Source organism: Stenotrophomonas sp. YIM B13575, from assembly GCF_042787595.1.
Classification (GTDB): Bacteria; Pseudomonadota; Gammaproteobacteria; order Xanthomonadales; family Xanthomonadaceae; genus Stenotrophomonas; species Stenotrophomonas lactitubi_B.
Genome location: NZ_JBHZOP010000057.1, coordinates 45,299 through 70,913 on the forward strand (window position 1 = coordinate 45,299; position 25,615 = coordinate 70,913).

Annotated in this window: 24 protein-coding genes; 21 read left to right on the plus strand and 3 right to left on the minus strand. The window is 66.6% G+C overall.

Features of this window, described 5'->3' with window-relative positions; all coding sequences use genetic code 11:
- Nucleotide 1: 1 nt before the first annotated feature.
- A complete protein-coding gene (locus ACFX4F_RS10940; RefSeq protein ID WP_380655092.1) occupies nucleotides 2–1,387 on the plus strand; it encodes a hypothetical protein in 1,386 nt (461 codons plus the stop codon).
- On the plus strand, nucleotides 1,384–3,402 hold the full coding sequence (locus ACFX4F_RS10945; RefSeq protein ID WP_380655095.1) for a TonB family protein: 2,019 nt from the start codon (nucleotides 1,384–1,386) through the stop codon (nucleotides 3,400–3,402). Before ACFX4F_RS10940 ends, ACFX4F_RS10945 begins: the two co-directional genes overlap by 4 nt.
- A 35-nt stretch (nucleotides 3,403–3,437) precedes the next feature.
- Here ACFX4F_RS10945 and ACFX4F_RS10950 read toward each other — a convergent pair whose 3' ends face one another.
- The gene (locus ACFX4F_RS10950; protein WP_380655098.1) at nucleotides 3,438–3,866 is read right to left on the minus strand and encodes a VOC family protein; all 429 of its coding nucleotides are present in this window, start codon (nucleotides 3,864–3,866) and stop codon (nucleotides 3,438–3,440) included.
- A gap of 338 nt (nucleotides 3,867–4,204) precedes the next feature.
- Between ACFX4F_RS10950 and cyoA the strand changes: the two genes are divergently transcribed.
- The 4 genes from cyoA to cyoD are packed head-to-tail and all read left to right on the plus strand — an operon-like array spanning nucleotide 4,205 to nucleotide 8,224.
- Nucleotides 4,205–5,248, plus strand: coding sequence for a ubiquinol oxidase subunit II (gene cyoA, locus ACFX4F_RS10955; RefSeq protein WP_099821050.1), 1,044 nt, complete (start codon nucleotides 4,205–4,207; stop codon nucleotides 5,246–5,248).
- Between the two features lie 2 nt (nucleotides 5,249–5,250).
- The gene (cyoB, locus tag ACFX4F_RS10960; protein WP_336025919.1) at nucleotides 5,251–7,248 is read left to right on the plus strand and encodes a cytochrome o ubiquinol oxidase subunit I; all 1,998 of its coding nucleotides are present in this window, start codon (nucleotides 5,251–5,253) and stop codon (nucleotides 7,246–7,248) included.
- Nucleotides 7,245–7,883 (plus strand): cytochrome o ubiquinol oxidase subunit III, encoded by a 639-nt coding sequence (cyoC, locus tag ACFX4F_RS10965; RefSeq protein WP_099821051.1) that lies wholly within the window; start codon nucleotides 7,245–7,247, stop codon nucleotides 7,881–7,883. The genes cyoB and cyoC overlap by 4 nt, the downstream gene beginning before the upstream one ends.
- The gene (gene cyoD, locus ACFX4F_RS10970) at nucleotides 7,883–8,224 is read left to right on the plus strand and encodes a cytochrome o ubiquinol oxidase subunit IV (RefSeq protein WP_025873831.1); all 342 of its coding nucleotides are present in this window, start codon (nucleotides 7,883–7,885) and stop codon (nucleotides 8,222–8,224) included. Before cyoC ends, cyoD begins: the two co-directional genes overlap by 1 nt.
- Before the next feature lie 267 nt (nucleotides 8,225–8,491).
- Here cyoD and ACFX4F_RS10975 read toward each other — a convergent pair whose 3' ends face one another.
- On the minus strand, nucleotides 8,492–10,549 hold the full coding sequence (locus tag ACFX4F_RS10975; RefSeq protein ID WP_099821052.1) for a bifunctional diguanylate cyclase/phosphodiesterase: 2,058 nt from the start codon (nucleotides 10,547–10,549) through the stop codon (nucleotides 8,492–8,494).
- A 148-nt stretch (nucleotides 10,550–10,697) separates the two neighbouring features.
- On the opposite strand from ACFX4F_RS10975, the gene radA reads away from it, so the two are divergent.
- The 4 genes from radA to ACFX4F_RS10995 all read left to right on the plus strand — a co-directional run bounded on the left by radA (nucleotide 10,698) and on the right by ACFX4F_RS10995 (nucleotide 17,057).
- Nucleotides 10,698–12,074, plus strand: coding sequence for a DNA repair protein RadA (gene radA, locus ACFX4F_RS10980; protein WP_100551874.1), 1,377 nt, complete (start codon nucleotides 10,698–10,700; stop codon nucleotides 12,072–12,074).
- A 176-nt stretch (nucleotides 12,075–12,250) separates the two neighbouring features.
- Nucleotides 12,251–14,107 (plus strand): ATP-binding protein, encoded by a 1,857-nt coding sequence (locus ACFX4F_RS10985; RefSeq protein WP_380655106.1) that lies wholly within the window; start codon nucleotides 12,251–12,253, stop codon nucleotides 14,105–14,107.
- A gap of 48 nt (nucleotides 14,108–14,155) precedes the next feature.
- Nucleotides 14,156–16,462 carry a hypothetical protein gene (locus ACFX4F_RS10990; RefSeq protein WP_380655109.1) on the plus strand — a complete coding sequence of 769 codons (2,307 nt, stop codon included), beginning with the start codon at nucleotides 14,156–14,158 and terminating at the stop codon, nucleotides 16,460–16,462.
- 106 nt (nucleotides 16,463–16,568) lie between these two features.
- A complete protein-coding gene (locus tag ACFX4F_RS10995) occupies nucleotides 16,569–17,057 on the plus strand; it encodes a hypothetical protein (RefSeq protein ID WP_380655112.1) in 489 nt (162 codons plus the stop codon).
- A gap of 111 nt (nucleotides 17,058–17,168) precedes the next feature.
- Here the strand turns inward: ACFX4F_RS10995 and ACFX4F_RS11000 are convergent, their stop codons facing one another.
- A complete protein-coding gene (locus tag ACFX4F_RS11000; RefSeq protein WP_380655115.1) occupies nucleotides 17,169–17,963 on the minus strand; it encodes an inner membrane protein YpjD in 795 nt (264 codons plus the stop codon).
- Nucleotides 17,964–18,085: 122 nt separating this feature from the next.
- On the opposite strand from ACFX4F_RS11000, the gene ffh reads away from it, so the two are divergent.
- The 11 genes from ffh to ACFX4F_RS11055 all read left to right on the plus strand — a co-directional run bounded on the left by ffh (nucleotide 18,086) and on the right by ACFX4F_RS11055 (nucleotide 25,590).
- Complete coding sequence (gene ffh, locus ACFX4F_RS11005; protein ID WP_099821058.1) at nucleotides 18,086–19,462, plus strand: signal recognition particle protein; 1,377 nt, start codon at nucleotides 18,086–18,088, stop codon at nucleotides 19,460–19,462.
- Nucleotides 19,463–19,517: 55 nt separating this feature from the next.
- Complete coding sequence (locus tag ACFX4F_RS11010; protein ID WP_380655119.1) at nucleotides 19,518–19,952, plus strand: hypothetical protein; 435 nt, start codon at nucleotides 19,518–19,520, stop codon at nucleotides 19,950–19,952.
- Between the two features lie 88 nt (nucleotides 19,953–20,040).
- On the plus strand, nucleotides 20,041–21,117 hold the full coding sequence (locus ACFX4F_RS11015; protein ID WP_380655122.1) for an NAD(P)H-dependent flavin oxidoreductase: 1,077 nt from the start codon (nucleotides 20,041–20,043) through the stop codon (nucleotides 21,115–21,117).
- Nucleotides 21,114–21,896, plus strand: a complete 783-nt coding sequence (locus tag ACFX4F_RS11020) for an aminotransferase class IV family protein (protein WP_380655125.1) — start codon at nucleotides 21,114–21,116, stop codon at nucleotides 21,894–21,896. Before ACFX4F_RS11015 ends, ACFX4F_RS11020 begins: the two co-directional genes overlap by 4 nt.
- A gap of 145 nt (nucleotides 21,897–22,041) precedes the next feature.
- Nucleotides 22,042–22,302, plus strand: coding sequence for a 30S ribosomal protein S16 (rpsP, locus tag ACFX4F_RS11025; RefSeq protein ID WP_025873821.1), 261 nt, complete (start codon nucleotides 22,042–22,044; stop codon nucleotides 22,300–22,302).
- Nucleotides 22,303–22,347: 45 nt separating this feature from the next.
- Entirely contained in the window at nucleotides 22,348–22,860 is a 513-nt protein-coding gene (rimM, locus tag ACFX4F_RS11030) for a ribosome maturation factor RimM (RefSeq protein WP_312786069.1), read from the plus strand.
- Between the two features lie 8 nt (nucleotides 22,861–22,868).
- Nucleotides 22,869–23,627 carry a tRNA (guanosine(37)-N1)-methyltransferase TrmD gene (gene trmD, locus ACFX4F_RS11035; protein ID WP_099821062.1) on the plus strand — a complete coding sequence of 253 codons (759 nt, stop codon included), beginning with the start codon at nucleotides 22,869–22,871 and terminating at the stop codon, nucleotides 23,625–23,627.
- Nucleotides 23,628–23,779: 152 nt separating this feature from the next.
- Nucleotides 23,780–24,181 (plus strand): 50S ribosomal protein L19, encoded by a 402-nt coding sequence (gene rplS / locus ACFX4F_RS11040; protein ID WP_099821063.1) that lies wholly within the window; start codon nucleotides 23,780–23,782, stop codon nucleotides 24,179–24,181.
- Nucleotides 24,182–24,262: 81 nt separating this feature from the next.
- Entirely contained in the window at nucleotides 24,263–24,637 is a 375-nt protein-coding gene (locus tag ACFX4F_RS11045) for a DUF6404 family protein (protein ID WP_089239650.1), read from the plus strand.
- A gap of 76 nt (nucleotides 24,638–24,713) precedes the next feature.
- Entirely contained in the window at nucleotides 24,714–25,148 is a 435-nt protein-coding gene (locus ACFX4F_RS11050) for a DUF1801 domain-containing protein (RefSeq protein ID WP_380655132.1), read from the plus strand.
- Nucleotides 25,149–25,182: 34 nt separating this feature from the next.
- Entirely contained in the window at nucleotides 25,183–25,590 is a 408-nt protein-coding gene (locus ACFX4F_RS11055; protein ID WP_099821065.1) for a DUF1801 domain-containing protein, read from the plus strand.
- Nucleotides 25,591–25,615: the final 25 nt, after the last annotated feature.

Sequence of the window (25,615 nt, forward strand, 5' to 3'; positions counted from 1 at the left end):
CATGCCCGGGCGCAGCGGCGAACAGGTCTACGACGCACAGCGCAGGCCGCTCACCCTGGAGCGGCTGCTCAAGAGTGGCGGTGCGGGCAGTGTGTTCACCCTCAAGGAGCGGCCGCGCGAAGTGGCCAAGCTCTACCACTCGGACAAGGATGCGCGCGTCTACGAGCGCAAGCTGCAGGCGATGCTGGAGCTGCAGCCGGACCTGCCGCCGATGGAGGGGCAGGGCGCCGACCAAGTACAGATTGCCTGGCCGCTGACCCTGCTGCGGGACGGTGGTGGGCGTTTCATCGGCTTCACCATGCCGATCCTGGATCTGTCGGCCACCAGCGACCTGGAACATGTGCTGCAGGAGCGGCAGGCGCGTGCCGAGGGCCTGCCTACCGGCTTGGGCGCCAAGATGACGCTGGCCGCCAACCTGGCGGTGATGCTGGCTGCGCTGCACCGGCGGCAGCACTATGTGGTCGACCTGAAGCCGCTGAACGTGCGGTTCTATCGCAGCACCTTGTTCATCGCGATGCTTGATTGCGATGGTTTCAGCATCCAGGGCAAGGGCGAGCGTTTCCCGGCTGGGCAGGTCACTACCGATTATCTGGCGCCTGAGTTCCAGCAGCCGGGTGTGAAGCCGGGCCAGGAGGAGGCGCAGGATCGCTTCGCGTTGGCGGTGATGGTGTTCCAGCTGCTCAATTCCGGCCTGCATCCGTATGCGGGTCGGCCGCAGGGGGCGACGGTGCCCAGTGACCTGCCGGCGCGCATCGCCGCCAACCTGTACCCGTATGCGCGCGGCAAGCCGCATCCGCGGATGTTGCCCTCACCGGTCAGCGGCCATGAGATGTTCCCGCCGGCACTGCGCGACATGTTTGATCGTGCGTTCTCGACGCAGGCGCGACGGCGGCCTTCGGCGCAGGAATGGGCCACGCTGCTGCTGGACTACGCGCGGCGCAACGCCGGGCAACTGGTGACGTGTGGCAAGGATGCGGCCCATCAGCATTTTGTCGGCATGTCCTGTGCCGCCTGCGCCCGCGTTGAACTGCTGGCCGGCAGCGCACGCGCGGCGCAGACTCGCTCGCGGCAGAAACCGGCCAAGGCCCGCAAGCAGCGCGCACGCACCGCCGCGCGCGTCGCCCAGGCGCAGCCGGTCGGTGCGCAGGCGTCGGCGGCAAGCGGTGTTCCCGGGGTGATGTCGCGGGTGACGATGGCGGTGATCGGCACGCTGCTGCTGGGCTGGGTGATGGGCTGGGGCATGCCGGCCTACCGCCGCTACAGCGCGCTGGTGGACCCGGGCATCTGGGATGGCGTGGGGCTGGCCGTGCAGATGGCCATGCTGGCGATCGCGATCCTGCTGTTCATCCTGTTCGTGCCGATGCTGATCATGAGCAAGCGCCCATGAAGCTGCTGGGTGTACTGGCCGTGCTGCTGCTGGCGCTGATCGGGTTGGCGCCGTTCTGGGGCGACCTCGGCGTGCTGGTCTACAGCTCGATCGGCTGGCTGGGACGAGTGCTGTCGAGCGGCGCGTTGAGTGATGGCAGGGCGGCACTGCGTGCTGCGCTGCTGATCGGCGGAGCGGTGTCGGTACTGTCATTCCTGCGCGTAGCGGTGCAGGACCGGGCCGTGGATTATCTGATCGCGTCGGTGATGTTCGGCTTCCTCTCATTCGTCGTCTTTATTGTCACCGGCATTTCCGGGGATGGCGCTACGGGCGCAGGAAGCGGTCAACAAGGGCCGAGTTCGGTACTGGTCGGCGAGGATCGCACTACAGTTCCGCGCTGGTATTCGCGCGGTCATTTCGAGCGGGAAATGCTCAACAAGGTGCACGAAACCGCGCGTGCCGCTGCCCGCGGCGATCTGCCGCGCACGCAGGCGCTGATGCAGGAGCTGGATCTGTGGGCGCGCAATGGCCCGGCGCTGCGCGAAGACCGCACGGAGTACGAGCGCCTGCGCGCGGCGTACAACGAGACGATCGAGACGCTTGCCGCCCGCTCCGGACGCCGCACGCAGAGGACGGCGGGCCTGGCCAGCGACGCGGGCGCGATGGTGGAGCGGCTCACTGCGGAGGAAGCGCGTGAGGTGGAACTGAAGCAGATCGAGCTGCTGCAGCAGATGTGGAAACTCTCGCCGTCGAGTACGTCGGTTGCAATGCGCCTGCTGGCGACGGATCTGCAGGAACTGGCGATCCGCTCACGGTGGTCGCCACGCAAGCCATTCGACCGAGAAGGCGACGCGGCACTGGAAGAGCGCCTGTGGCGCGTCCACGGCACGCAGGAGGTGTTGTTCGCCTATGCGCCGCTGGAGGAACGCCTGTGGAATGCCTACGCGTCGACGATGGTCGACACGGACGAAGAGCTCGCGCTGGGCGCGCTGGTGATTGCGGGACTGATTGACCGCAGCGACAAGACCGCCTCGGCGGATCCGGCCCGGTTCGACGTGAATACTCTGTTGCTTGGCAGCGACGTGTTCATGCTCTCGACGCTGCTGGCCAGCGCCTCCGAAGACCGCATGGAGATCCTGAAGGCGCGCGCGACGCTGCTGCTGGGCGATGATGATCGGCAGGCGAAGGCGGGCAAAGGCGAGGCGCAGGACACCACCGGCACCGCTGCAGACCCGGCGGGCCCGGTGGTCTCGGAGCCTTCACCGCCGGCAACCTCGAAAGCGGACACCGTCAGGCAGGCGCAACGCGCGATGCCGCCAGCGGGGATGCTGGTCGATCGCAAGGGCCTGGCGCTGCGTACGTCGCCACCGCTGCCGCCGTCGTCGCCACCGGCCGAGTATGGGAAGGTGCTGGTCGACCTGCCTGCTGCCGGGTTCAAGGACCTGCGCCACGGCATCCCGCTGCGCGCGCCTGTGCAGGCCGACAGCATGGTGACCCTGCAGGTGGATGTCTGGCAGAGCGGCGTGGTTACCTCGGTGCTGATTGAAAGCAGTAGTGGCAACGCCGTGCTGGATGAGGCCGCGCGCCGGGGCGCACGCACCTGGCTCAGCGCGTCGAAGGTGCCCACAGGCGGCGAGCGCAGGCAGGTGACGGTCGTGTTCAAAGCGCCTGTCGCCGGCACACCGCCGGCGGTGACCGTGGACGCACCTTCGCCGACGGCCATGGACCCGCCGCCGCCGCAGCTGGATCCCGAGCAGGCGCTGGGCGCGCAGTTGGCGGCGATGACGCGCCGGCATCCCCCGCGTTATCCGCGTGGTGACGGGGAGACGGTGCTGGAAGGCAGCGTCGAGCTGCTGATCACCCTGTCAGCCGAGGGGCGCGTACTCGATGTGACCGTGGACCGCAGCAGCGGACATCCTGCGCTGGATCGCGCCGCCCGTGAGGCTGCGCTGAAATGGCACGTCACCCCCGCGCGGCCGTTGACCACGCTCAAGCAGATTACCCTGCGCGTGCCGGTGCGGTTCCAGGGCGGATAGCGGAGGCAGGGCTTGGGCCCGGGGCAGTGCTCGCTTCATCGACCGGCTCCGTTCGCAGGACCCTTCAGTTCCACCGTGTTGCCGTCCGGATCCTTGAAGTACAACGACAAGCCATCGCCCTCGGCGCCGAAGTTGATCTCGGCCGGCGCCAGCACCGGCACGCCGTGGGCGGCCAGGTGGGCGACCAGCGCGGTTTCGTCGAAGGGTTCGACGCGCAGGCACAGGTGGTCGACGTTGCGACCTTCGCTGCCCGGCCCGCTACCGCCGTGGCGACCGAGCGTGCCGTCCAGACTGATCAGGTCGATCATCGACGCACCCGCACGCAGGTGCACCAGGCCCAGGTGCTCGCGCCGCCGCACCGCCACGCACCCCAACACGTGGGCATAGAAGGCTTCGCTGCGGGCCAGCTCGCGCACCCGCAGCACCACATGGTCGATGCGTTCAACGCTGAAGGGTCTGTCCATGCCGGGTTCCTCGAAGAAAGGGAGCTCAAGACTTGCTGAACCTGTTCAGTCGACTGTGCCGAACGAGGCGCCTCGTCGTCGCCGTGGCCGATGCTACGCTGCCGTCCCCGCGCGTTCTGCCCGCCACAATCGCGCGGTGCGACAACGTGTCGCATCCAGATCCGGGCCTTTCCTGCGCCTGATCATTGTCAATGCCTTTCTTAAATGGTGGGTGACGGCCTAAAATTGAAGGGCTGACTCGACCCCACCTTACCTGCCTGTCTTCTGGACGGGTGGGCCCGGCTTTGGCCGGTGCGGGCAGGACGGGGAACGGCATTCCCTCGCAATTGGATCGACCGATGATTCCGTTGAAAACCCTTGGGCGCTGGTTGCGCCCGGGCTTGCTGCTCGCATTGCTGGTGATGCTCACCGGCTGCGATGCCGTGGCCATCCTCAGTCCGAAGGGCCAGATCGGCCAGGATGAAAAGACACTGCTGATCACGGCCACCGTGCTCATGCTGCTGGTCGTCATCCCGGTCATCATCATGACCCTGACCTTCGCGTGGAAGTATCGCGCCTCCAACACCAAGGCCCGTTACGAGCCGAAGTGGTCCCACTCGACGGCGATCGAGGTGGTGGTGTGGTCGATCCCCTGCATGATCGTGCTGGTCCTGGCGGTGCTGACCTGGCGGTCCTCGCACGCGCTGGATCCGTACAAGCCCCTGGAATCGGACGTCAAGCCGGTCACCATCCAGGCGATCTCGCTGGACTGGAAGTGGCTGTTCATCTATCCGGAAGAGAAGGTCGCGGTCGTCAACGAGATCAAGTTCCCGGTCAACACCCCGCTGAACTTCGAGATCACCTCCGATACGGTGATGAATGCGTTCTTCATCCCGCACCTGGGCAGCATGATCTACTCGATGGCGGCGATGGAGACCAAGCTCCACCTGATCGCCAACGAACTGGGTGAGTTCCCGGGCATGTCCTCGCACTACAGCGGTGCAGGCTTCGCCAAGATGCATTTCACTGCCTACTCGGTCACCGATGCGCAGTACCGCCAGTGGCTGGACCAGGTCCGTGCCGGCGAGCAGACCCTGGACAAGACCTCGTTCAAGGCGCTGGGCGAAGCGAAGAATTCCGAGTGGTACCCGGTCACCTACTTCGGCAAGGTTGAAGACAGCCTGTTCGACTGGGTCATCGCCAAGCACATGGGCGACAACAAGCACTACGGCATGAAGCATGCCCATGCGGGTGCGGCTGCTGCCGATGCGTCCAGCCATGAAGCGCACGAGGGGCACGCCCCGAGCGACGCGCATGATGCCAAGGAATCCGGGAAGAACCTGGATGCCACCGAAGAACACGAACACGCTGGCCATGAAGGCCACATGGGTTCGGGAGAATGAACATGTTGGGAAAACTCTCTCTTGAGTCGATCCCCCACGATCCAATCGTGCTGACCACCCTGGTCGGTGCGGTGCTGGGTGGCCTGGGCGTCATGGCCCTGATCACCAAGTTCAAGCTGTGGGGCTATCTGTGGAAGGAGTGGTTCACCTCGGTGGACCACAAGAAGATCGGCGTGATGTACATCATCGTCGCCTTCGTCATGCTGCTGCGCGGTTTCTCCGACGCGATCATGATGCGTACCCAGCAGGCCATCGCCGTCGGCGGGTCCGAGGGTTACCTGCCGCCGCACCACTACGACCAGATCTTCACCGCCCACGGCGTGATCATGATCTTCTTCGTGGCGATGCCGCTGATCACCGGCCTGATGAACCTGGCCGTGCCGCTGCAGATCGGTGCGCGCGACGTCGCGTTCCCGTTCGTCAACTCGCTCAGCTTCTGGCTGTTCGTGTCCGGTGCGGTGCTGATCATGCTGTCGCTGTGGATCGGTGAATTCGCCGCCACCGGCTGGCTGGCCTTCCCGCCATTGTCGGGCATCGAGTACAGCAACAATGTAGGTATGGACTACTACATATGGGGACTACAGGTGGCGGGTCTGGGTACCACGTTGAGTGGTATCAACTTCTTCATCACCATCCTCAAGATGCGCACCCCGAGCATGAAGCTCATGCAGATGCCGGTCTTCACCTGGACCGCGCTGGTGACCAACGTGCTGATCGTCGCCGCCTTCCCGGTGCTGACCATCACCCTGGTGCTGCTGACCCTGGACCGTTACCTGGGTACGCACTTCTTCACCAATGATGGTGGCGGCAACGCCATGCTGTACATCAACCTGATCTGGATCTGGGGTCACCCGGAAGTCTATATCCTGGTGCTGCCGGCCTTCGGCGTGTTCTCCGAGGTCATCGCGACCTTCTCACGCAAGGCCCTGTTCGGTTACAAGGGCATGGTCTACGCCACCGCCTGCATCGGCGTGCTGTCGTTCATCGTGTGGCTGCACCACTTCTTCACCATGGGCTCGGGTGCCAACGTCAATGCCTTCTTCGGCATCACGACGATGATCATCTCCATCCCCACCGGCGTGAAGATCTTCAACTGGCTGTTCACCATGTTCCGCGGTCGCGTGCAGTTCACCACGCCCGTGCTGTGGACCATCGGCTTCATGGTCACCTTCACCATCGGCGGCATGACCGGCGTGATGCTGGCGATCCCGGCCATCGACTTCGTGCTGCACAACAGCCTGTTCCTGATCGCCCACTTCCACAACGTCATCATCGGCGGCGTGGTGTTCGGCATGTTCGCCGGCATCACCTACTGGTGGCCGAAGATGTTCGGCTTCCGCCTCAACGAGTTCTGGGGCAAGTGCGCGTTCTGGTGCTGGTTCATCGGCTTCTATGTGACCTTCATGCCGATGTACGTGCTGGGCTTCATGGGCATGACCCGTCGTCTGCAGAGCACCGTCAACCCGGCCTACGAGCCGTTCCTGCTGGTTGCCGCTGTTGGCGCCTTCATCGTGGGTGCCGGCATCCTGTGCCAGATCATCCAGGTGGCCGTGTCGATCCGCGACCGCAAGAAGACTGCCGACCTGACCGGCGACCCGTGGGATGCCCGTACGCTGGAGTGGGAAACCTCTTCGCCGCCGGCCTTCTACAACTTCGGCACCTTGCCGGAAGTCACCGAGCTGGACGATTTCTGGGAGCGCAAGCAGCGTGGTGAAGCCTGGCCGAAGCCGGCCAAGTACACCGACATCCACATGCCGCGCAACACCGGCACCGGCGTTGTCATCGGCGCCTTCAGCATGGTGTTCGGCTTTGCGATGATCTGGCACATCTGGTGGCTGGCCATCATCGGCTTCGTCGGCATGATCGCCACGTTCATCTACCGCACCTTCGACCAGGACGTGGACTACTGGGTCCCGGCCGCCGAGGTGGAACGCATCGAGAACGAACACCGCAAGCACCTGGAAGCCCAGGGCCTGGTGAAGTCGGAGCTGAAGGCATGAGCACCAATACCTCCACCGTGAACCACGGGCACGCCGCACACGCGGCGGCCCATGGCCATGACGACCACGAGCACCACGACACCGGCGGCAACACCGTCTTCGGTTTCTGGGTGTACCTGATGAGCGACTGCCTCATCTTCGCCTCGCTGTTTGCCACCTACGTGGTGCTGGCCGGCGGCACCGATGGTGGCCCCGGCGCGAAGGACCTGTTCGAGCTGCCGTTCGTGGCGTGGGAAACCGCGCTGCTGCTGACCTCGTCGCTGACCTTCGGCCTGGGCATGATCGCCATGCACCGCAAGCAGGTCGGTCAGATGTTCCTGTGGCTGGGCATCACCTGGCTGCTGGGCTTCGGCTTCATGTGCATGGAAGTCTATGAGTTCCAGCACCTGATCCATCAGGGTTACGGTCCGGACCGCAGTGCCTTCCTGTCGGCGTTCTTCGCCCTGGTCGGTACCCACGGCCTGCACGTCAGCGCCGGCCTGCTGTGGCTGCTGGTGATGTTCGTGCAGCTGAAGAAGTACGGCCTGACCCCGACCAACAAGACCCGCATGGCGTGCCTGAGCCTGTTCTGGCACTTCCTGGACCTGATCTGGATCGGCGTGTTCTCCGTCGTCTACCTCAATGGAGCGCTGTAATGGCACATGACAACCATGCACACGACCACGCCGCCGGCGGCGAAAGCCACGGCACCGTGAAGTCGTACCTGATCGGCTTCGTGCTGGCGGTGGTGCTGACCGTCATCCCGTTCTACATGGTGATGTCGGGTGATTTCTCGCGCACCGTCAACGGTGTGGTGATCGCCATCACCGCGGTGCTGCAGATGCTGGTCCACCTGGTGTTCTTCCTGCACCTGGACCGCTCGTCGGAGAGCCGCTGGAACGTCAACGCTGCGGCCTTCACCGTGGTGGTGATTGGCATCATCGTGGTCGGTACCCTGTGGGTCATGCACAACATGAACGTGCACATGATGCACTGACGTCTTCGCGACGTTGCCACGCAGAAAGGCCGCCTTCGGGCGGCCTTTCTGTTTGCCCCGCGATCGCGGGGAACGCATCCACGCATGGCGTGGATCTACCCGTCACCGCGAAGTCCCCGCACAGTAGATCCACGCCATGCGTGGATGCGGTTGCCGTTCAACGCATCCGGAGGATGCAGTAGATCCACGGCATGCGTGGATGCGGTTGCCGTTCAATGCATCCGGAGGATGCAGTAGATCCACGCCATGCGTGGATGCGGTTGCCTCTCACCCCACCTTGCGCAGGAACTCCTCGGCTTCCATCGGCCGCCCCAGGTGATAGCCCTGCAGCTGGTCGCAGCCCAGCTCACTCAGGTAATCGCGCTGCGCCTGGGTCTCCACGCCCTCGGCCACCACCTGCAGCTGCAGGGTGCGGCCCAGCGCGATGATCGACGACACGATGGCCGCATCCTCGTCATTGCGTTCGAGGTCATGCACGAACGCCCGGTCGATCTTCAGCTCGGTGGCGGGCATGCGCTTGAGGTACAGCAGGCTGGAATAGCCGGTGCCGAAGTCGTCGATGGCGATGTGTACGCCCATCGCGGTCAGATCGTTGAGGATCGCCAGGCTGGCCTCGACATCCTTCATCGCCGTGGTTTCGGTGATCTCCAGGGTCAGCCGCGCCGGGTCGATGCGATGCCGTTCCAGCACCGCCCGCACGCTGTCCAGCAGGGCCGGCGAGGCGAACTGCAGCGGCGACAGGTTCACCGCCATCGTCCAGTGGCTGTGCCCGCCGTCATGCCAGGCCCGCAGCTGCGCGCAGGCCTGGTCCAGCACCCAGTCGCCGATCGGCAGGATCAGGCCGCTGCGCTCGGCGATGGGAATGAACACGTCCGGTGCCAGCAGGCCCAGCTCCGGATGCTGCCAGCGCAGCAGCGCCTCGGCGCCGGTGGCGGGCGCGTCGGCCGCCGGAAATTTCGGCTGGTAGTGCAGCAGCAGTTCGTTGCGCGCGATCGCCTTGCGCAGGTCCTGGAGCAGCCGCAGCTGGCGGTTGGCACTGAGCTGCATCGAAGGGATGAAGAAGGTGTAGCCGTTCCGGCCGGTTTCCTTGGTGTGGTACATCGCCGCATCGGCATGCGCCATCAACTCGCGTTCGTCGCCGGCATCGTCCGGATACAGGGCAATGCCCAGGCTGGCGGTGACCTGCAGTTCCGCCGCATCCAGCACGAACGGTTCGCTGGCCGCCGCGATCACCCGTTCGGCGACCACCGCCGCATCGTCAGGCGCATCAATGGCCAGCACGATCACGAACTCGTCGCCACCGAGGCGGGCGAGGGTGTCCTGCGGCCGCAGCTGCGCCCCCACGCGCTGGGCCACCGCGACCAGCAGGCGATCGCCCAGCTGGTGGCCATAGGCATCGTTGACGGCCTTGAAACCGTCCAGGTCGCAGAACATCACCGCCACCGATTGCTGGCGGCGTTGCGCCTTCTCGATGGCCTGCTCGATGCGATCCTGCAGCAGCATGCGGTTCGGCAGCTGGGTCAGTGGATCGTGCAGTGCCGCCTGGATCAGCTTGTCATTGGCGTGGGCCAGGGAGTCGGCCAGCAGACCGGTGCGCACGCGCATCTGGCGGTCGAACAACGAGGCAACCAACGCGATGCCCAGCGTGGCCAGGGTGGTCACGATCACCAGCACGGCCAGCCAGCGGGGATCGATGCCGCCGCTGCCGACCGCGCCGCAGACGCTGCCTGCCGGGAAGCGTGCGGCGGCCATGCCGGTGTAATGCATGCCGACGATGGCCAGGCCCATCACCAGTGATGCCAGTATCCGCAGGCGCACCGTGTTGCGTTGCTCGACGCGCAGCCGGAAGGCGATCCACAGCGCTGCACCGGCGGCGCCGATGGCCACCGCGATCGACGCGGCAAACCAGCCGGGGTGGTAATCGATGCCCGGCTGCATCCGCATCGCGGCCATGCCCAGGTAGTGCATGGCCGCGATACCCAGTCCCATCAGCACCGCACCGGCGGCCAGCCGCTGCAGCGGCAGGCTGGGCCGCGACACCAGCCACAGCGCATAGGCCGATGCGCCGATCGACACGGCCAGCGAATACAGGGTGATCGCCAGGTCGTAACCGACTGGAATCGGCAGCTTGAACGCCAGCATCGCGATGAAGTGCATCGACCAGATGCCCAGGCCCATCGCGGCGGCACCGCCGGCCAGCCACCAGCGGGCGACCCGGCCCTCGGCCGTGGCCAGGCGGCCGGCCATGTCGAGCGCGGTATACGATGCCAGCATGGCCACCAGCAGCGAGATGGCGACCAGGCCCTGACTGTAACTACCAGTCATGTTGAATCCAGAGGAGAAGGGAGGGGCGCCCGCAAGGCGCACGCCCGCCACCGCTATCGGCACCGGCGGGTGGGACTTGAGTGGTCGCAGCACGTGCGACCCGGCTCGGCTATCCTGCCACGCTCGTTGCCCCTGCAGGAAATCTCCGATGGCCAAAGCCCGCACCGCGTATGTCTGCAATGAATGCGGCGCCGAATACAGCAAGTGGCAAGGCCAGTGCACCGAGTGCAACGCCTGGAACGCGCTGTCGGAAATCGTCCTTGAGAGCGCGACGGCCGCCAAGGCGCCTGCCTCACGGCGTGCCGGCTGGGCGGGCAAGATCGACCCGCCGAAGATCACCGCACTGAAGGACGTGGCGCAGACCGAGCACAACCGGGTCAGCACCGGCATCGGTGAATTCGACCGCGTGCTCGGCGGCGGCCTGGTCGAGGGCGCGGTGGTGCTGGTCGGTGGCGACCCGGGCATCGGCAAGTCCACCCTGCTGCTGCAGGCCGTGGCGAAGATGGCCGCGGTGCTGCCGGTGCTCTATGTCACCGGTGAAGAATCACTGGCCCAGGTGGCCGGTCGTGCACACCGGCTGGAGCTGCCACTGGAGGGCGTCAACGCGCTGGCCGAGACCGGTGTCGAATCCATCCTGCAGCACGCCACCAAGAGTGGGCCGCGGCTGATCGTGGCCGATTCGGTGCAGACGCTGTGGACCGAGACGCTGACCGCCGCGCCCGGTTCGGTCAGCCAGGTGCGCGAGAGCGCTGCGCGGCTGGTGCGCTTCGCCAAGGAAACCGGAACCGCGGTATTCCTGGTCGGCCACGTGACCAAGGAAGGCGGCATCGCCGGCCCGCGCGTGCTGGAACACATGGTCGATGCCGTGCTTTATTTCGAAGGCGAGAGCGGCAGCCGCTTCCGCCTGCTGCGCGCCTTCAAGAACCGCTTCGGTGCGGTCAACGAACTGGGCGTGTTCGCGATGGGCGACAAGGGCCTGAAGGAAGTCTCCAATCCGTCGGCGATCTTCCTGTCCGGTGCCAGCACGCACCAGCCGGGCAGCTGCGTGATGGTCACCCGCGAGGGCACCCGGCCGTTGCTGGTGGAAGTGCAGGCGCTGGTCGACGCCTCGCCGCTGTCCAATCCGCGCCGCGTGGCGGTGGGCCTGGAGCAGAACCGCCTGGCCATGCTGCTGGCGGTGCTGCATCGGCATGGCGGCGTGCTGGTCGGCGACCAGGACGTGTTCGTGAACGTTGTTGGTGGCATCCGCGTGCAGGAGACCGCCGCCGACCTGCCGGTGCTGCTGGCGGTGCTGTCCTCGCTGCAGGACCGTCCGCTGGCCGAGAAGACCATCGCGTTCGGTGAAGTCGGCCTGTCCGGTGAGATCCGGCCGGTACCCAACGGCGAGGACCGCCTGCGCGAGGCGGCGACCCACGGCTTCAAGCGCGCCATCGTGCCCAAGGCCAATGCGCCCAAGGGCGGCTCGGTGAAGGGGATGGAAGTGATCGCGGTCGAACGCCTGTCCGAGGCCATCGACGCGGCGTGATGCCGGTACTGTAAAGCCGAGCCCATGCTCGGATGCTTTTCCGGCAAAGGGCAGCCGAGCGTGGGCTCGGCTCTACAAACGTCACATGCGGCAACGGTCAGCCTGCCTGTGCTAGTTTTCCCGGCTCGACGAAGGCGCCCCCTGGCGCCTTTCCGTGGCAAGGAGTAATCGATTACATGCAGGACCCGATGTTCAGCACCCCCGCCGCCGAAATCCGCCGCGCCGGGGTTGATCTCAATGGACTGATGACGGTGCTGGGCAAGCACCTGTATTCCACCCCGATGGTGGCGCTGCGTGAGCTGGTGCAGAACGCGCACGATTCGATCATCCGTCGCCGTATCGAGCAGCCCGGCATCCAGAGTGTGTCGCGCATCGACGTGCAGGTCGATGTCGCCGCCGGCGTGCTGCGCATCACCGATACCGGTGCCGGCCTGACCCGGCAGGAAATCCACGATTACCTGGCCACGGTCGGGGTCGGTTACACCCGCGGCCTGCGCCAGGACGGCGAGGACGATGAAGGCCTGATCGGCATGTTCGGCCTCGGCTTCCTGTCGGCCTTCGTGCTGGCGCGCCGTGTCAGCGTGCGTACCACCTCCTACCAGTCACCAGAGCTGGGCCACCTGTACGTGTCCAGCAATGCCGAGCAGTACACCGTCAGCGAAGTGCCGGCACGGGCGATCGGCACCGAGGTGGAGCTGGAGCTGCATCCGGACTTCCTGCCGCTGGCCAACGAAGCGCGCCTGCACGAGGTGCTGGGCCGCTACTGCGCGCTGCTGTCCGAGCCGATCTTCATCGGTGCGGCGACCGCCGCGATCAATCCCGAACCGCCGCCGTGGCGCGGGCAGGGGGACGTCGCGCTGCATCCGGTGCAGGCACGCCGCCAGGCGCAGCAGTTCGCTGCCCGCTTCGAACACGATTTCGAGCCCATCGTGACGATGCCGCTGCAGTCCGATGGCAGCAGCGACGCCGTCGGCATGCTCTGGGTGCAGGACGGTGCCACCTACGGCACCAGCGACAACCGCAACCTGTCGGTGTTCGTGCGCGGCATGCTGCTGGACGACGACGCGCGCGATCTGCTGCCGCCGTGGGCCGGTTTCATCGGCGGGGTGATCGAATCGTCGAAGCTGACCCCGACCGCCAGCCGCGAGGACCTGCAGCGCGATGATCACTATCGCGCCGTGCAGCACGCCCTGCTGGAAGCGCTGATCGATGGCCTGGCCGACGTTGCGCGGCAGCAGCCCGAAGCCTGGCGGCGCGTGCTCAGCCGCCACAACGAAGCCTTGCTGGGTGCGGCGCTGTGCGATGAGCGCCTGTTCGACCTGCTGCTGGAACACGTGCGCGTGCCGACCTCGCAGGGTGACCTGCCGGCCAGCGCGTTGCCGGCGCGCGGCGCGGTGCATGTGATCCTCGACAACGGTGGCGGCTTCGAGGAAATGCTGTTCCGTGCGATGGGCGTGCCGGTCGCGCATGGCCATCGCTATGCTGTGGTGCCTTTCCTGCGCCGCTGGGCCCAGGCCAAGGGCCTGCGGCTGGTCGAACTCGGTACCGAGCAGGGCAATCGCGCACTGTTCCGCACCGACGACAGCCTTGACGATACGCAGTTGGCCTGGCTGCGCGAACACCTGGGCGACGGCGAACAATTGCTGCCGGCGCATTTCAGCCCCGAGGCGCTGCCGGTGGTGGTGGTGCCCGACCGCGAAGCCGAACTGAAGCAGCGCCTGGAAGACGACGAGAACGACAAGCGCGTATCGATGGCCGCATTGCGGCTGGCGCGCCAGTTCACCGCGCGCATCGAGGCGCGTGCACCGTCGCGGCTCTACCTCAACCTGGACAATCCAGCCGTGCAGGCCTTGCTGCAGGCCCAGCGCGATGGCCACCCGCAGGCCGCGTCGGCCGCGCGCCTTCTGCGCTCGCTGAAGATCATCGTGTCCGCGCAGGGCCGGCCGTTGCAGCGCACTGCGGCGACGCCGGGCCCCGATCTCAATGGTGCATTTACCGATATTGCCGGTGCCCTGCAGCAGATGCTGCGCTGAGCACCGCCCCCTCTCATCCAGCCTTCGCTAGACAGGAGCATTACCCCCATGGATATCTGGAACTGGGTCGAAAAACTGCAGGAAGACCTGCGCCAGGCCGGGCAGGCACAGAACGCCCACCTGCTGACCCGCCTTGCCGATGAAGTCAGTGAACTGCAGGTCGACCGCGTCGATGCACTGCTGCCCGAAGCACGCGCGTTGGGCAAGGCGCTGGACAACCCCTGGGTCGACGTCTATGTTGGCCATTGGGCGCTGCGCAACCGCGTCGGCAACCGCGTGGAAGGTGAAAGCGCGCTGGGCGAGTCGGTAGCGCTGTTCGAGCGCGCACACCGTGCCGATGCCCTGGACTGCCCGCAGTCGATCTGCGTCACCCAGGATCTTGCCGCCTGCTACGGCAACATCGATGGTCCGGGCTGGGTGCCCGAGCGCATCGAGGTCTGCGACGAGACGCTCGGCCGCATCGACCCGAGCTGGGCCTGCTTCCAGTGCCTGAGCTGCGAGAAGGCCGACGCGCTGCTGGACGACGGCCGTGGCCAGGACGCGCTGGATTACCTGCAGGTGCAGGCGGCGGCGATCCAGGCGCGCGGCAAGGAAGTGTTCGACAGCTTCCCGGAAATGCAGATCAAGATCCTGCTGGCCAGCGGCCGCGCGGCGGAGGCCCTGGCACTGATCGAGCAGCGTGAGGCCGAAGTAGCCGCCGCAGGCGAATACGAGCCGGCCAACTGCACGGTGCCGCGCCGGCTGTCCAAGGCCTGGGCGCTGGCCCAGCTTGGGCGTGATGAAGAGGCGCTGCAGCAGCTTGTGCCCTGGAGCGAGTTGACACCAAACCACTGGCGGCTGTGGGCCAATACCGCCTCGACCCTGTGCAGTCGTGATGGCGAACGCAATACCTGGGATCTGGGTACGCGCTTCAACACCATCATCGAGCACTTCGCCACCGTTGGCGCGCATCGCCTGGTGATCGAGATCGCTGCATTGAGCCTGGAGCTGGCCCTGCAGCGCGGTGCGCGCTGGGTGGCACAGCGCCAGCTCGGCCTGGCCCGCACCCATCTGGGGCAACTGCGGCAGGACCGCGGCGCTGCCGCGCTGGTGGCTGGTTTGGCGGCACGAATCGAGGCGCTGCCGGAGACGGCACCGCTGCCGGTGCCTGCCGATGAACTGCTGGCGTGGCTGCAGGCGCAGGGCGAACAGAACCAGTCACGTGATCCCGAGCGCGAAGCGCAGTGGCTGCTGCAGGCGCACGCCGAGCGGCCGGACGACGGCGCGCTGGCTGAGGTGGCCGCCTCGGCGCTGCACGCCTGTGGCGCCAGGACCGAAGCGCAGGCACTGCTGTGGGACTTCGTGCGCTGCCACGCGCAGGAAGATGGCGCATCGGCGTACACGCTGATGCGTTGGCTGGTCGAGCAGGGCGATGATGACGGCCTGCGCAGGCTGGCTGCGACCTACCGCGACAGCGTGCCGGTGTTCGCGCACTGGTGCGAGGTGCAGCGTGCACGGCGCGCGTCGGATTGGCCGGCGCTGGAGCAGGCGGCGCAGGCATTGCTGGCGTTGTCGCCGGGATCGAACGGTGCACGGGGCACGCTTGCCCGCATGTACATGGAGACCGGCCGCTTCAGCGAGGCACAGGCCTGCTATGCGCAGCTGGTGGAACTGCTGGAAGAGCCCAACGCCGCGCACTGGGACCACATGAGTGCGGCCAGCGCGGCGCGCGACTGGGATGCGGTGCGCCGCTCGGCAGCAGCGATCGGCATGGAACTGTCCAGCCAGCAGGGCGTGGTCGAAGAGCCCTGGGGCTGGGTGATCATCCGCAGCGAAGAAGGTGGCGAGCCGATGGAGTATTACGCCCGCCGCAGCGGCCCGGTGACCGCGCGCATCGTCGAGAACGCACCAGCCAATCGTGCGCAGCAGGTGGGTGACTGGGTGGTGTTCGACGCCGGCCTGGTGCACCCGGCACCAGAGGACGAAGCGGAGCGCGAGCACTTCATTCCGACCTATGCGCAGGTGCATGTGCTGGAGCGGGGTGGTTTCGCTCGCAGCTGGCTGGTCGACGGCGCGCACCCCGGTGAAGATGCATGGAACGCCTTCGTGGAAGCCGCCGAGGCACAGGGCTGGAAGGTGTGGTCGCACAGCCGCGCGGACTACACCGTGACCGATCCGGATGCGGAAGACGGCACGCTGCCGGGTCTGCTGTTCACTGTCGCCCAGCCGCAGGATCACGCGCCGCTGGCGCTGCATCGCTTCCTGCAGCAGGCGACGGCGGATTGGGCGCACCCGCACTGCTGGCTGCGCCTGGCCGAGGCCTGCGACCAGGATCGCCAGCCGCACCTGGATGCGATCGAGCGGTACGGGCTGTAATCTCCGTCGCGCTGCGCGCTCGCCGGGCATGGCCCGGCGTTACCCATACGTGTTGCCGGTAGCGCCGGGCCATGCCCGGCGTCTCTCCACCATCAAGGAACTGGATATGCGAAAGACAGGGATGTTGGCGATCGTCAGCCTGCTGTTGGCCCCCACCGTGCAGGCCGCGCCTGCCTGCCGGGAACCGGCCGAGGTGGCACGTGCCTTCTTCGAAGCGACCACCGGCAAGGGCGACCTGCTGCAGCCGCCGCAGGCGCTGGTCAGCGCGGCATTCGCCAAGGCGCTGCACGCCGAGCGTGCCTGCCAGGTGCGCGAAGAGGGCATCTGCACGATCGATTCCGATCCGTGGCTGGACGCGCAGGACGGGGATATCGACGGCCCGGTGCGCTACAGCTGGACGCAGGCTTCCGCCACGGTGGGCCAGGTCGAGATGGGCTATGCGGTATGGAACAAGGCCTACGTGACGCGGTTGCCGATGGTGCGCGAGGGCGAGGGCGAGGGCGAGGGCGAGGGCGAGGGCTGCTGGCAGGTCGATGACATCCTCACCAACAGCGGCCGCTCGGTGCGCAAGATCCTGGCCCAGCCGGTGCCCTGAGCATCTGGGGCATCCACGCATGGCGTGGATCTACTGTGCTCCGATTGCCGGCCGGCGGCCGGCACTACCGGGTGATGTGGGGGTGGGTGCCGACCGTTGGTCGGCACGCCTCTATCGCGAATGCCCGAACACCAGCTCGATCACGAACTGGCTGCCGAAGAACGCCAGCAGCAGCAACAGCATCGCCGTCAGCGTCCAGTGCACCGCCTTGGTGCCGCGCCAGCCATAGCGGCGGCGGCCGATCAGCAGTACGCCGAACACGATCCACGACAGCACGCTCAGCACCGTCTTGTGCACCAGCTTCTGCGCCAGCAGGTCGTCGACGAACAGCACGCCGGTGACCAAGGTCAGGGTCAGCAGGGCGAAGCCGACGGTGATCACCCGGAACAGCAGCGATTCCAGGTCGGCCATCGGCGGCAGCGCACGCAGCCACGGACGGAATTCGCGGCGCCGCAGCGCACGCTCCTGCAGCCACAGCATGATCGCCAGCAGCGCAGCGATGCTCAATGTGGCGTAGGCCAGCAGCGCCAACCAGGCGTGGCTGGCCAGGCGCCAGCCCAGCAGCTTGCTCGGTTCGTGGCCGTAGCCGTGGTAGACCACCAGCAGCAGCGCGGCCAGCGGGAACACCACCACGCCCAGGGTGGACATGCGCCCGCGCGCGCCCACCAGCGAGGTCAGCCAGGCCATGCCCAGGCCGACCAGCGACAGCGCGGCGAAGAAGTGCATGTCCGGTCCGCCGGTGGTGCGCATCGCCACCAGCAGGTGGTAGCCGCCATGCAGCAGCATTGCCGGCAGCGCAGGCCACAGCCACACAGGCGCGGTCACCCCGTCGTTGCGACCAAGGGCGCGCACCAGCAGGGCGCTGGCGGCCAGGTAGAGCAGGACGGCGATGAGAACGATTGTCATCGTTGAAGTTTCGCATACCCCCGGGGTGCTGGCGACGGCCCTGGCGTCGCAGTCCGGGGAGCGCGGTGGACCCGTTATACTGTGGGCCTTATTGTCCCCCGCTTTCAGACAGGTTGCGCCGCATGTTCGAGTCCCTGACCCAGCGCCTTTCCGGCACCATCGAGCGCCTGCGCGGCCGTGGCCGCCTGACCGAAGAGAACATCCGCGAGGCGACCCGCGAGGTCCGCATCGCGCTGCTCGAAGCCGACGTCGCGCTGCCGGTGGTGCAGGCCCTGATCGAGCGCATCAAGGTGCGTGCGGTCGGCCAGGAAGTGCTGAAGTCGCTGACCCCGGGCCAGGCCCTGATCAAGGTCGTGCGCGACGAGCTGACCGCGGTGATGGGCGCCGAAGCCAGCGACCTGAACCTCAACGTTCCCGCTCCGGCCATCATCCTGATGGCGGGCCTGCAGGGTGCCGGCAAGACCACCACGGTCGGCAAGCTGGCCAAGCACCTGAAGGAAAAGCGCAAGAAGAAGGTGATGGTGGTCTCGGCCGACGTCTACCGTCCGGCGGCGATCGAGCAGCTGAAGACCCTGGCCGAGCAGGTCGGCGTGCTGTTCTTCCCGTCCAGCGCCGAGCAGAAGCCGGAGGCCATCGTCCGCGCCGCCATCGATGACGCGCGCAAGTCGTTCGTCGACGTGCTGCTGGTCGATACCGCCGGTCGCCTCGCCATCGACGAAGCGATGATGGCCGAGATCAAGGCCCTGCACGCCGCGGTCAACCCGGCGGAAACCCTGTTCGTGGTCGATGCCATGACCGGCCAGGACGCGGCCAATACCGCCAAGGCCTTCGGCGATGCACTGCCGCTGACCGGCGTGGTGCTGACCAAGACCGATGGTGACGCCCGTGGCGGCGCCGCGCTGAGCGTGCGCTACATCACCGGCAAGCCGATCAAGTTCGTCGGCGTCAGCGAAAAGCCGGAAGGCCTGGACGTGTTCCACCCGGACCGTATCGCCAGCCGCATCCTCGACATGGGCGACGTGCTGTCGCTGGTCGAGCAGGTCGAGCAGCAGGTCGACAAGGACAAGGCGCAGAAGCTGGCCGAGAAGGTCGCCAAGGGCAAGAAGTTCGATCTGAACGACATGCGCGACCAGCTCGAGCAGATGCAGAACATGGGCGGCATCGGCGGCCTGATGGACAAGCTGCCGGGCCTGGGCCAGATTCCCGAGCACCTCAAGCAGCAGGTCAGCCAGGGCAAGGAAGTGCCGCGCATGATCGCCATCATCGGCTCGATGACCAAGAAGGAACGGCGCAACCCGAACCTGCTCAACGGCTCGCGTCGCGCCCGCATCGCCAAGGGTTCGGGCGTGACCCCGGCCGACGTCAACAAGCTCATGAAGCAGTACATGCAGATGGAAAAGATGATGAGCAAGATGGCCGGCGGCGGCATGAAGGGCATGATGCGCAGCATGAAGGGCATGATGGGCGCCATGGGCGGCCGTGGCATGCCGTTCCGCTGAGCGCGTGCTGTATCGAACGCTTGAACAACCCGCGGAATCAATCAAAGGAATGTGCATGAACAAGTCGATCGTGGTGATGGCGCTGGCCCTGGGCCTGGTTGCCTGCAAGGACGACACCTCCGTGTCGCAGAAGGCCGGCAGTGCCATCAGCGGCACCGCTGCCGATTTCGTCGCTGGGCTGGGCGAGGGCGTGGACAAGAAGATGAACGTGACGCTGCAGGCCGATCCGGCTCTGGCCGCGCGCGGGCTCACCGTCACCCTGGGCAAGAGCCGCGGCATGGGCTCCAAGGACGCAGCGGTCTACGTGGTGGCCGACAAGGCCTTCAAGGGCAAGCTGGTGGCGCGTGCACTGGATGCCGAGGGCACCGAGATCGGCCGCGCCAGCGCCGAGGAAGAGTTCGCCGCGGATGACGCGCGCTATGTGACGTTCAAGTTCAACGAAGAAATGGACAGCCAGCTGGTCCGCACCTACGCGGTGTCTGCGCGCTGAGCAACGCGGGAGCGAATCGCCCGGTGCGACGCTCCCGTCCACAGTCTCTGGCGTATGCTGGCAGCGACTCCTCCCACAGGTGCGTCGCGTGAGCCTTTCGCCGATTCTCGAACGCGCCGACGATTTCTGTCGGCGTTTTTCATTGCAGCTGCCGATCCTGCTGGCACCGATGGCCGGCGCCTGTCCGGTTCCGCTGTCGGCCACGCTCGCCAACGCCGGCAGCATGGGCGCGATGGGGGCCGTGTTGTCGCCCGCGGCGGATATCGGCCGATGGATGCAGGACTTCCGGGCCGCGTCCAGCGGACCGGCACAGGTGAACCTGTGGCTGCCCGATCCCGCGCCGGTGCGCGACGTTGCCGCCGAGGCCGCCACGCGTGCTTTCCTGGGCCAGTGGGGGCCGGAGGTTGCGGCCAGCGCCGCAGATGCCACGCCTGCCGATTTCGAGGAACAGTTCAGTGCACTGCTGGCGGCACGGCCGGCGGTGGCCTCGACCATCATGGGCGTGCTGTCGCCGCATCATGTGCAGCAGTTGAAGGATGCGGGCATCGCCTGGATCGCCTGCGCTACGACGCTGGCCGAAGCGCGCGCTGCGCAGGATGCAGGTGCTGACGCGGTGGTGGCGCAGGGCGCCGAAGCCGGCGGCCATCGCGGCGCTTTCGATCCGATACGTGCAGAACAGCAGCTGGTCGGCCTGTTCGCACTGCTGCCGCGGCTGGCGGACAACCTGAAGATTCCGGTGATCGCTGCGGGCGGCATCGGCGACGGTCGTGGCATTGCTGCTGCCTTGATGCTCGGGGCCAGCGCGGTGCAGATCGGCACGGCCTTCCTGCGCACACCCGAAGCAGCGGTGGCACCGGCATGGGCCGATGCGTTGGCCCGCAGCGAACCCGAAGACACCTGGCCGACCCGCGCGTTCAGTGGGCGCCTGGGCCGTGGCCTGGCGACCGCCTACGTGCGCGCCGCTGCCGCGGAGGGCGCACCCACGCCGCGCCCGTATCCGGTGCAGCGCGGCCTGACCGGACCGATGCGCAAGCAGGCCACGCAGGAAAACCGGCTTGCCGCGATGCAGGCCTGGGCCGGGCAGTCAGCGTGGATGGCACCGGCCGCGCCGGCCGCCGACGTGCTGCGTGGCATGTGGCAACAGGCGCAGGCATTGCTGCGATGACGGTGATCTGCAACGGCGCCACGGCGCGGGCTGAAGACCTGCTGCCGGCGCTGACCAACTATGGCCACTTCACCTCGCTGCAGGTGCGCGGCCGCGCGGTGCAGGGGCTCGATCTGCATCTGCAGCGGCTTGCCCAGGCAACGCAGGAGCTGTTCGGCAGCGCGCTCGATATCGCGCAGGTGCAGGCGTGGATGGCGCAGGCGCTGCAGCAGGCCGGTCAGATCGATGCATCGATGCGGGTCACCGTGTTCTCGCGCTGTTTCGATTTCCGCGATCCGTTGGCCAGCGTGCCGGTGGATGTACTGGTTGCCGTGTCCGCGCCGGTCACGCTGACCGCACCCAAGCGCGTACGCAGCGTGGCCTGGCAGCGCGAGCTGCCGCAGATCAAGCACGTTGGTACGTTCGGCCTGTTCGCCCAGCGCCGCGCCGCGCTGGCAGCGGGTTTCGACGATGCGCTGCTGGTGGCTGCCGATGGGCAGATCAGTGAGGGCACGACCTGGAATCTGGCCGTGCATGACGGCGAACAGCTGGTCTGGCCGCAGGCGCCTGCGCTGCGGGGGACCGCTGAAGCGCTGCTGCAGGCGGGCTGGGCGGGGCCACAGCAGATCCGCCCGTTGCAACTGAATGAGCTGGCCGGCATACAGGCTGCCTTCGCCTGCAACGCCAGTGGGCTGTGGGCGCTGGATGCCATCGATGGTCAAGCGCTGCCGGGTTCGCAGGCGCTGGCCGAACAGGGCAGGGCGGTGCTGGCGCGGGTGCCCTGGCAGCCGCTTTCCTGAACGGGAAGTCCTGAAAGCCGCCGGGCATGGCCCGGCGCTACCGGGCAGGTCCGTTTTTCCGCGGGGTTGGCTCGGCCGAACTCTGCCGCTATAATCGCCCGCTTACCGCGCCATCCTGGCGACTGGGCAATAGGAAAAAACCACCATGGTCAAGATTCGACTGACCCGCGGCGGCGCCAAGAAGCGTCCGTTCTACCACATCATCGTCACCGACGTCCGCAGCGCCCGCGACGGCCGCAACATCGAGCGCGTTGGCTTCTACAACCCGGTGGCACAGGGTGGCGAGAAGCGCATCGAGCTGGACCTGGCCCGCGTTGACCATTGGGTCAAGAACGGCGCCCAGCCGACCGAGAAAGTTCGCAACCTGATCAAGGAAGCGAGCAAGTCCCAGGCCGCTGCGGCCTGATCCTGACGGGCCGCGCCCTGGTGCGGCCCATCTGATTGAACGCAGATGAAAGATAACGAGCGCCGCATCCTGCTTGGCAGGGTTGTCGGCGCTTTTGGTGTGCGCGGCGAAATAAAGCTCGAGTCCTGGACCGAGCCACGTTCCGCTATTTTCCGTTACCAACCGTGGATCCTGCGCAGCCCCAACGGGCAGGAATCGACGCTTGAAGGCGCCCGTGGCCGGGATACCGGCAAGCACCTGGTGGCCCGTTTCCCGGGCATCGAGGATCGCGACACGGTCGAGGCGATGCATGGCACCGAGGTCTTCGTGGCCCGCAGTGCGCTGCCGCCGCCGAATGCCGACGAGTATTACTGGGTCGATCTGGAAGGCCTGGATGTGAAGACCGTCGAAGGCGTTGCCCTCGGCCAGGTCTCGCACCTGTTCAGTACCGGCGCCAACGATGTGGTGGTCGTACGCGGTGACCGCGAGCGGATGATTCCGTTCGTCGTGCCGGAGTTCGTCAAATCCGTCGACTTCGAGGCCAATCTGGTCGTGGTCGACTGGGACCCCGAGTTCTGAGTGTAAGCATGCGTTTCGACGTCATCACCCTGTTCCCCGATTTCCTCGCCCAGTCCGCTGGGCTGGGCGTGGTCGGCCGTGCGCAGGAAAAGGGATTGTTCAGCCTGCATGGCTGGAATCCCCGTGACTACGCCGAGGGCAACTACCGCCGGGTGGACGATCGTCCGTTCGGCGGTGGCCCGGGCATGGTGATGCTGATCGAACCGCTGCAGGCCTGCCTGCAGGCGATCCGCGACGCCGATCCGACGCCTGCGCGGGTGATCCATCTCAGCCCGCAGGGCGCACCACTGACCCAGGCCAAGGTGCGGGAACTGGCGGCATTGCCGCGCATGGTCCTGCTCTGCGGCCGCTATGAAGGCATCGACGAGCGTTTCCTGGCCGCCAATGTCGATGAGGAGATTTCCCTCGGCGACTATGTGCTGTCCGGTGGCGAGCTGGGGGCTGCGGTCATCATCGACGCGGTGGCCCGGCTGCAGGAAGGCGCCTTGAATGACGCCGAATCGGCCGCGCAGGACAGTTTCGAGGGCGACCTCGGCCTGCTCGACTGCCCACATTACAGCCAGCCGGCCCAGCATCCGCTGGGTGACGTGCCGGACGTGCTGCGCTCGGGCAACCATGCCGCCATCGCCGCCTGGCGCCGGCAGCAGTCGTTGATCCGTACCGCGCAGCGGCGCCCGGACCTGCTGGATGAACAGGCGCTGGGCAAGGCCGACCGCAAGTTGCTGGCCCTGGCCCGCCAGGCCCCGGCAGAAAAGGGCAGGCCCTAGCGCCAGCCCCGCTTTATCGGCTATCATGACCAATTACCGCCGGCCCAGGCTGGCGTGCAATACCCAAAACAAACGTGCAGCACAGTCCGGTGACTGCATGAGCCCACGCTGTCGAATGACACGCCCACCCGAACAATGAATCGGTGTAACCCATGAGCAAGCTGAACAAGTCCATCGTCGCGGAATTCGAATCCGCCCAGATCACCCGTGAACTGCCGCAGTTCAGCCAGGGCGACACCGTTGTCGTCAACGTGAAGGTGAAGGAAGGTGCCCGCGAGCGCGTGCAGGCCTATGAAGGCGTTGTCATCGCGACCAAGAACGGCGGCCTGAACTCCTCGTTCACCGTGCGCAAGATCTCGCACGGCTACGGCGTCGAGCGCGTGTTCCAGACCCACAGCGCCATCATCGACTCGGTCGAAGTGAAGCGTCGTGGTAAGGTCCGCGCCGGCAAGCTGTACTACCTGCGTGGCCTGGAAGGCAAGGCTGCCCGCATCAAGGAAGATCTGGCTGCTGCTGCTGCCGCCAAGGTTGCCCGTCTGGCAACCAAGGGCTGATAAACAACTTCGGTTGTTGCCGCGACGGCCGCCTTCGGGCGGCCGTTTGCGTTTGTGGTGTCGCCTCGTTAGTTTCAAGGGATGGATGAGACCGACCATCGATACCCGGCCGACATCCAGGTGGCATTGCGCTTCCTGGACGGTTCCGGCGTTCCGCGGCGGGAAGCGGCCCCTCTGCTGCACCGCATGCTGTGGCGGCTGGGTATCGCGCTGCCACCACCGATACTGGCTGGGTTCCTGACCAATACGCTGCTGCAGGGGCTGCTGTTCGGCGTGTTCTGGACGGTGCTGATGTGGCTGCTGCTGTGGCAGGGCAGGGCCCCGGCGCTGGAGCTGCTGCTGCTTGCCGGGGTGGCAGCCGGCGCGATGTTCGGTCTGGTGATGGCCACCCTGATGTGGTTCCTGCGGGGCGCCCGCAAGCTGCCCACCTGGCAGCAGTTCCGCCGCAGTCTCTGAGGTCATGGCGCAGTGCGCCGTGACCGCTGCCGGGCCGCGGCGTACGCTCGGGCCTTCGACCCCCGTGGCCCCTGCGATGCCCGCCAAGCGACCAGCCAACAGTGCTTCGCCCACGCTGCTGTCCGGCGGTAATCCGCAGATCGCCAAGGGTGAGGGCGATGCGCCCGTGCAGGCCTACATCGCCGCCATGCCGGACTGGAAACAGGCCGTCGGTGCACGTCTGGATGCACTGATCGAGCAGGCCGTGCCCGGCGTGCACAAGGCAGTGAAATGGAACTCGCCGATGTACGGCGTCGCTGCCGGCGAGGGCTGGTTCCTCAGCTTTCATTGCTTCGCCCGCTACATCAAGGTCGCCTTCTTCCGCGGTGCGCGGTTGCAGCCCGTTCCGCCGGAACCGTCCAGGAGCGCCGACACCCGCTATCTGCACATCCTTGAGGATGGGGTGCTGGACGAGGCGCGGTTCCTCGACTGGGTGCGGCAGGCCAGCGAGCTGCCCGGCGAACGCATGTAGTTCTCAAGGATCTTTCCCCGTACGAGACCACACGATGGCCACGCAGAAGACCGATCCCGCAGATGCTGCTCTCCCCGCCGCCGCGCTGATCGATGCTCGCATTGCCGAGCTCGGTGATTGGCGCGGCGACATCCTCGCCCGCGTGCGCGCGCTGATCCACGAGGCGCTGCCGGACGTGGAGGAAACCTGGAAGTGGCGCGGCACTCCGGTGTGGGAACACAACGGCATCCTGTGCACCGGCGAAACCTACACGCAGGCGGTGAAGCTGACCTTCGCCCACGGCGCCGCGTTGCCGGATCCGAAGGGCCTGTTCAATGCCAGCCTGGAAGGCGGCACGCGCCGCGCGATCGACATCCATGAAGGCGAAATGCCGAATGCCGCGGCGTTCAAAGCCCTGATGCGTGCGGCCGCAAAGCACAACGCCACGAAGAAAAAGCGGTAGTGCCGGGCCATGCCCGGCGGATTTC

What these genes read in the sequence shown, in the direction of transcription:
- ACFX4F_RS10940 (WP_380655092.1), top strand. Translation starts at nt 2, where the DNA reads ATGCCCGGGCGCAGCGGCGAACAGGTCTACGACGCACAGCGCAGGCCG.
- ACFX4F_RS10945 (WP_380655095.1), top strand. Translation starts at nt 1,384, where the DNA reads ATGAAGCTGCTGGGTGTACTGGCCGTGCTGCTGCTGGCGCTGATCGGG.
- ACFX4F_RS10950 (WP_380655098.1), bottom strand. Translation starts at nt 3,866, where the DNA reads ATGGACAGACCCTTCAGCGTTGAACGCATCGACCATGTGGTGCTGCGG.
- cyoA (WP_099821050.1), top strand. Translation starts at nt 4,205, where the DNA reads ATGATTCCGTTGAAAACCCTTGGGCGCTGGTTGCGCCCGGGCTTGCTG.
- cyoB (WP_336025919.1), top strand. Translation starts at nt 5,251, where the DNA reads ATGTTGGGAAAACTCTCTCTTGAGTCGATCCCCCACGATCCAATCGTG.
- cyoC (WP_099821051.1), top strand. Translation starts at nt 7,245, where the DNA reads ATGAGCACCAATACCTCCACCGTGAACCACGGGCACGCCGCACACGCG.
- cyoD (WP_025873831.1), top strand. Translation starts at nt 7,883, where the DNA reads ATGGCACATGACAACCATGCACACGACCACGCCGCCGGCGGCGAAAGC.
- ACFX4F_RS10975 (WP_099821052.1), bottom strand. Translation starts at nt 10,549, where the DNA reads ATGACTGGTAGTTACAGTCAGGGCCTGGTCGCCATCTCGCTGCTGGTG.
- radA (WP_100551874.1), top strand. Translation starts at nt 10,698, where the DNA reads ATGGCCAAAGCCCGCACCGCGTATGTCTGCAATGAATGCGGCGCCGAA.
- ACFX4F_RS10985 (WP_380655106.1), top strand. Translation starts at nt 12,251, where the DNA reads ATGCAGGACCCGATGTTCAGCACCCCCGCCGCCGAAATCCGCCGCGCC.
- ACFX4F_RS10990 (WP_380655109.1), top strand. Translation starts at nt 14,156, where the DNA reads ATGGATATCTGGAACTGGGTCGAAAAACTGCAGGAAGACCTGCGCCAG.
- ACFX4F_RS10995 (WP_380655112.1), top strand. Translation starts at nt 16,569, where the DNA reads ATGCGAAAGACAGGGATGTTGGCGATCGTCAGCCTGCTGTTGGCCCCC.
- ACFX4F_RS11000 (WP_380655115.1), bottom strand. Translation starts at nt 17,963, where the DNA reads ATGACAATCGTTCTCATCGCCGTCCTGCTCTACCTGGCCGCCAGCGCC.
- ffh (WP_099821058.1), top strand. Translation starts at nt 18,086, where the DNA reads ATGTTCGAGTCCCTGACCCAGCGCCTTTCCGGCACCATCGAGCGCCTG.
- ACFX4F_RS11010 (WP_380655119.1), top strand. Translation starts at nt 19,518, where the DNA reads ATGAACAAGTCGATCGTGGTGATGGCGCTGGCCCTGGGCCTGGTTGCC.
- ACFX4F_RS11020 (WP_380655125.1), top strand. Translation starts at nt 21,114, where the DNA reads ATGACGGTGATCTGCAACGGCGCCACGGCGCGGGCTGAAGACCTGCTG.
- rpsP (WP_025873821.1), top strand. Translation starts at nt 22,042, where the DNA reads ATGGTCAAGATTCGACTGACCCGCGGCGGCGCCAAGAAGCGTCCGTTC.
- rimM (WP_312786069.1), top strand. Translation starts at nt 22,348, where the DNA reads ATGAAAGATAACGAGCGCCGCATCCTGCTTGGCAGGGTTGTCGGCGCT.
- trmD (WP_099821062.1), top strand. Translation starts at nt 22,869, where the DNA reads ATGCGTTTCGACGTCATCACCCTGTTCCCCGATTTCCTCGCCCAGTCC.
- rplS (WP_099821063.1), top strand. Translation starts at nt 23,780, where the DNA reads ATGAGCAAGCTGAACAAGTCCATCGTCGCGGAATTCGAATCCGCCCAG.
- ACFX4F_RS11045 (WP_089239650.1), top strand. Translation starts at nt 24,263, where the DNA reads ATGGATGAGACCGACCATCGATACCCGGCCGACATCCAGGTGGCATTG.
- ACFX4F_RS11050 (WP_380655132.1), top strand. Translation starts at nt 24,714, where the DNA reads ATGCCCGCCAAGCGACCAGCCAACAGTGCTTCGCCCACGCTGCTGTCC.
- ACFX4F_RS11055 (WP_099821065.1), top strand. Translation starts at nt 25,183, where the DNA reads ATGGCCACGCAGAAGACCGATCCCGCAGATGCTGCTCTCCCCGCCGCC.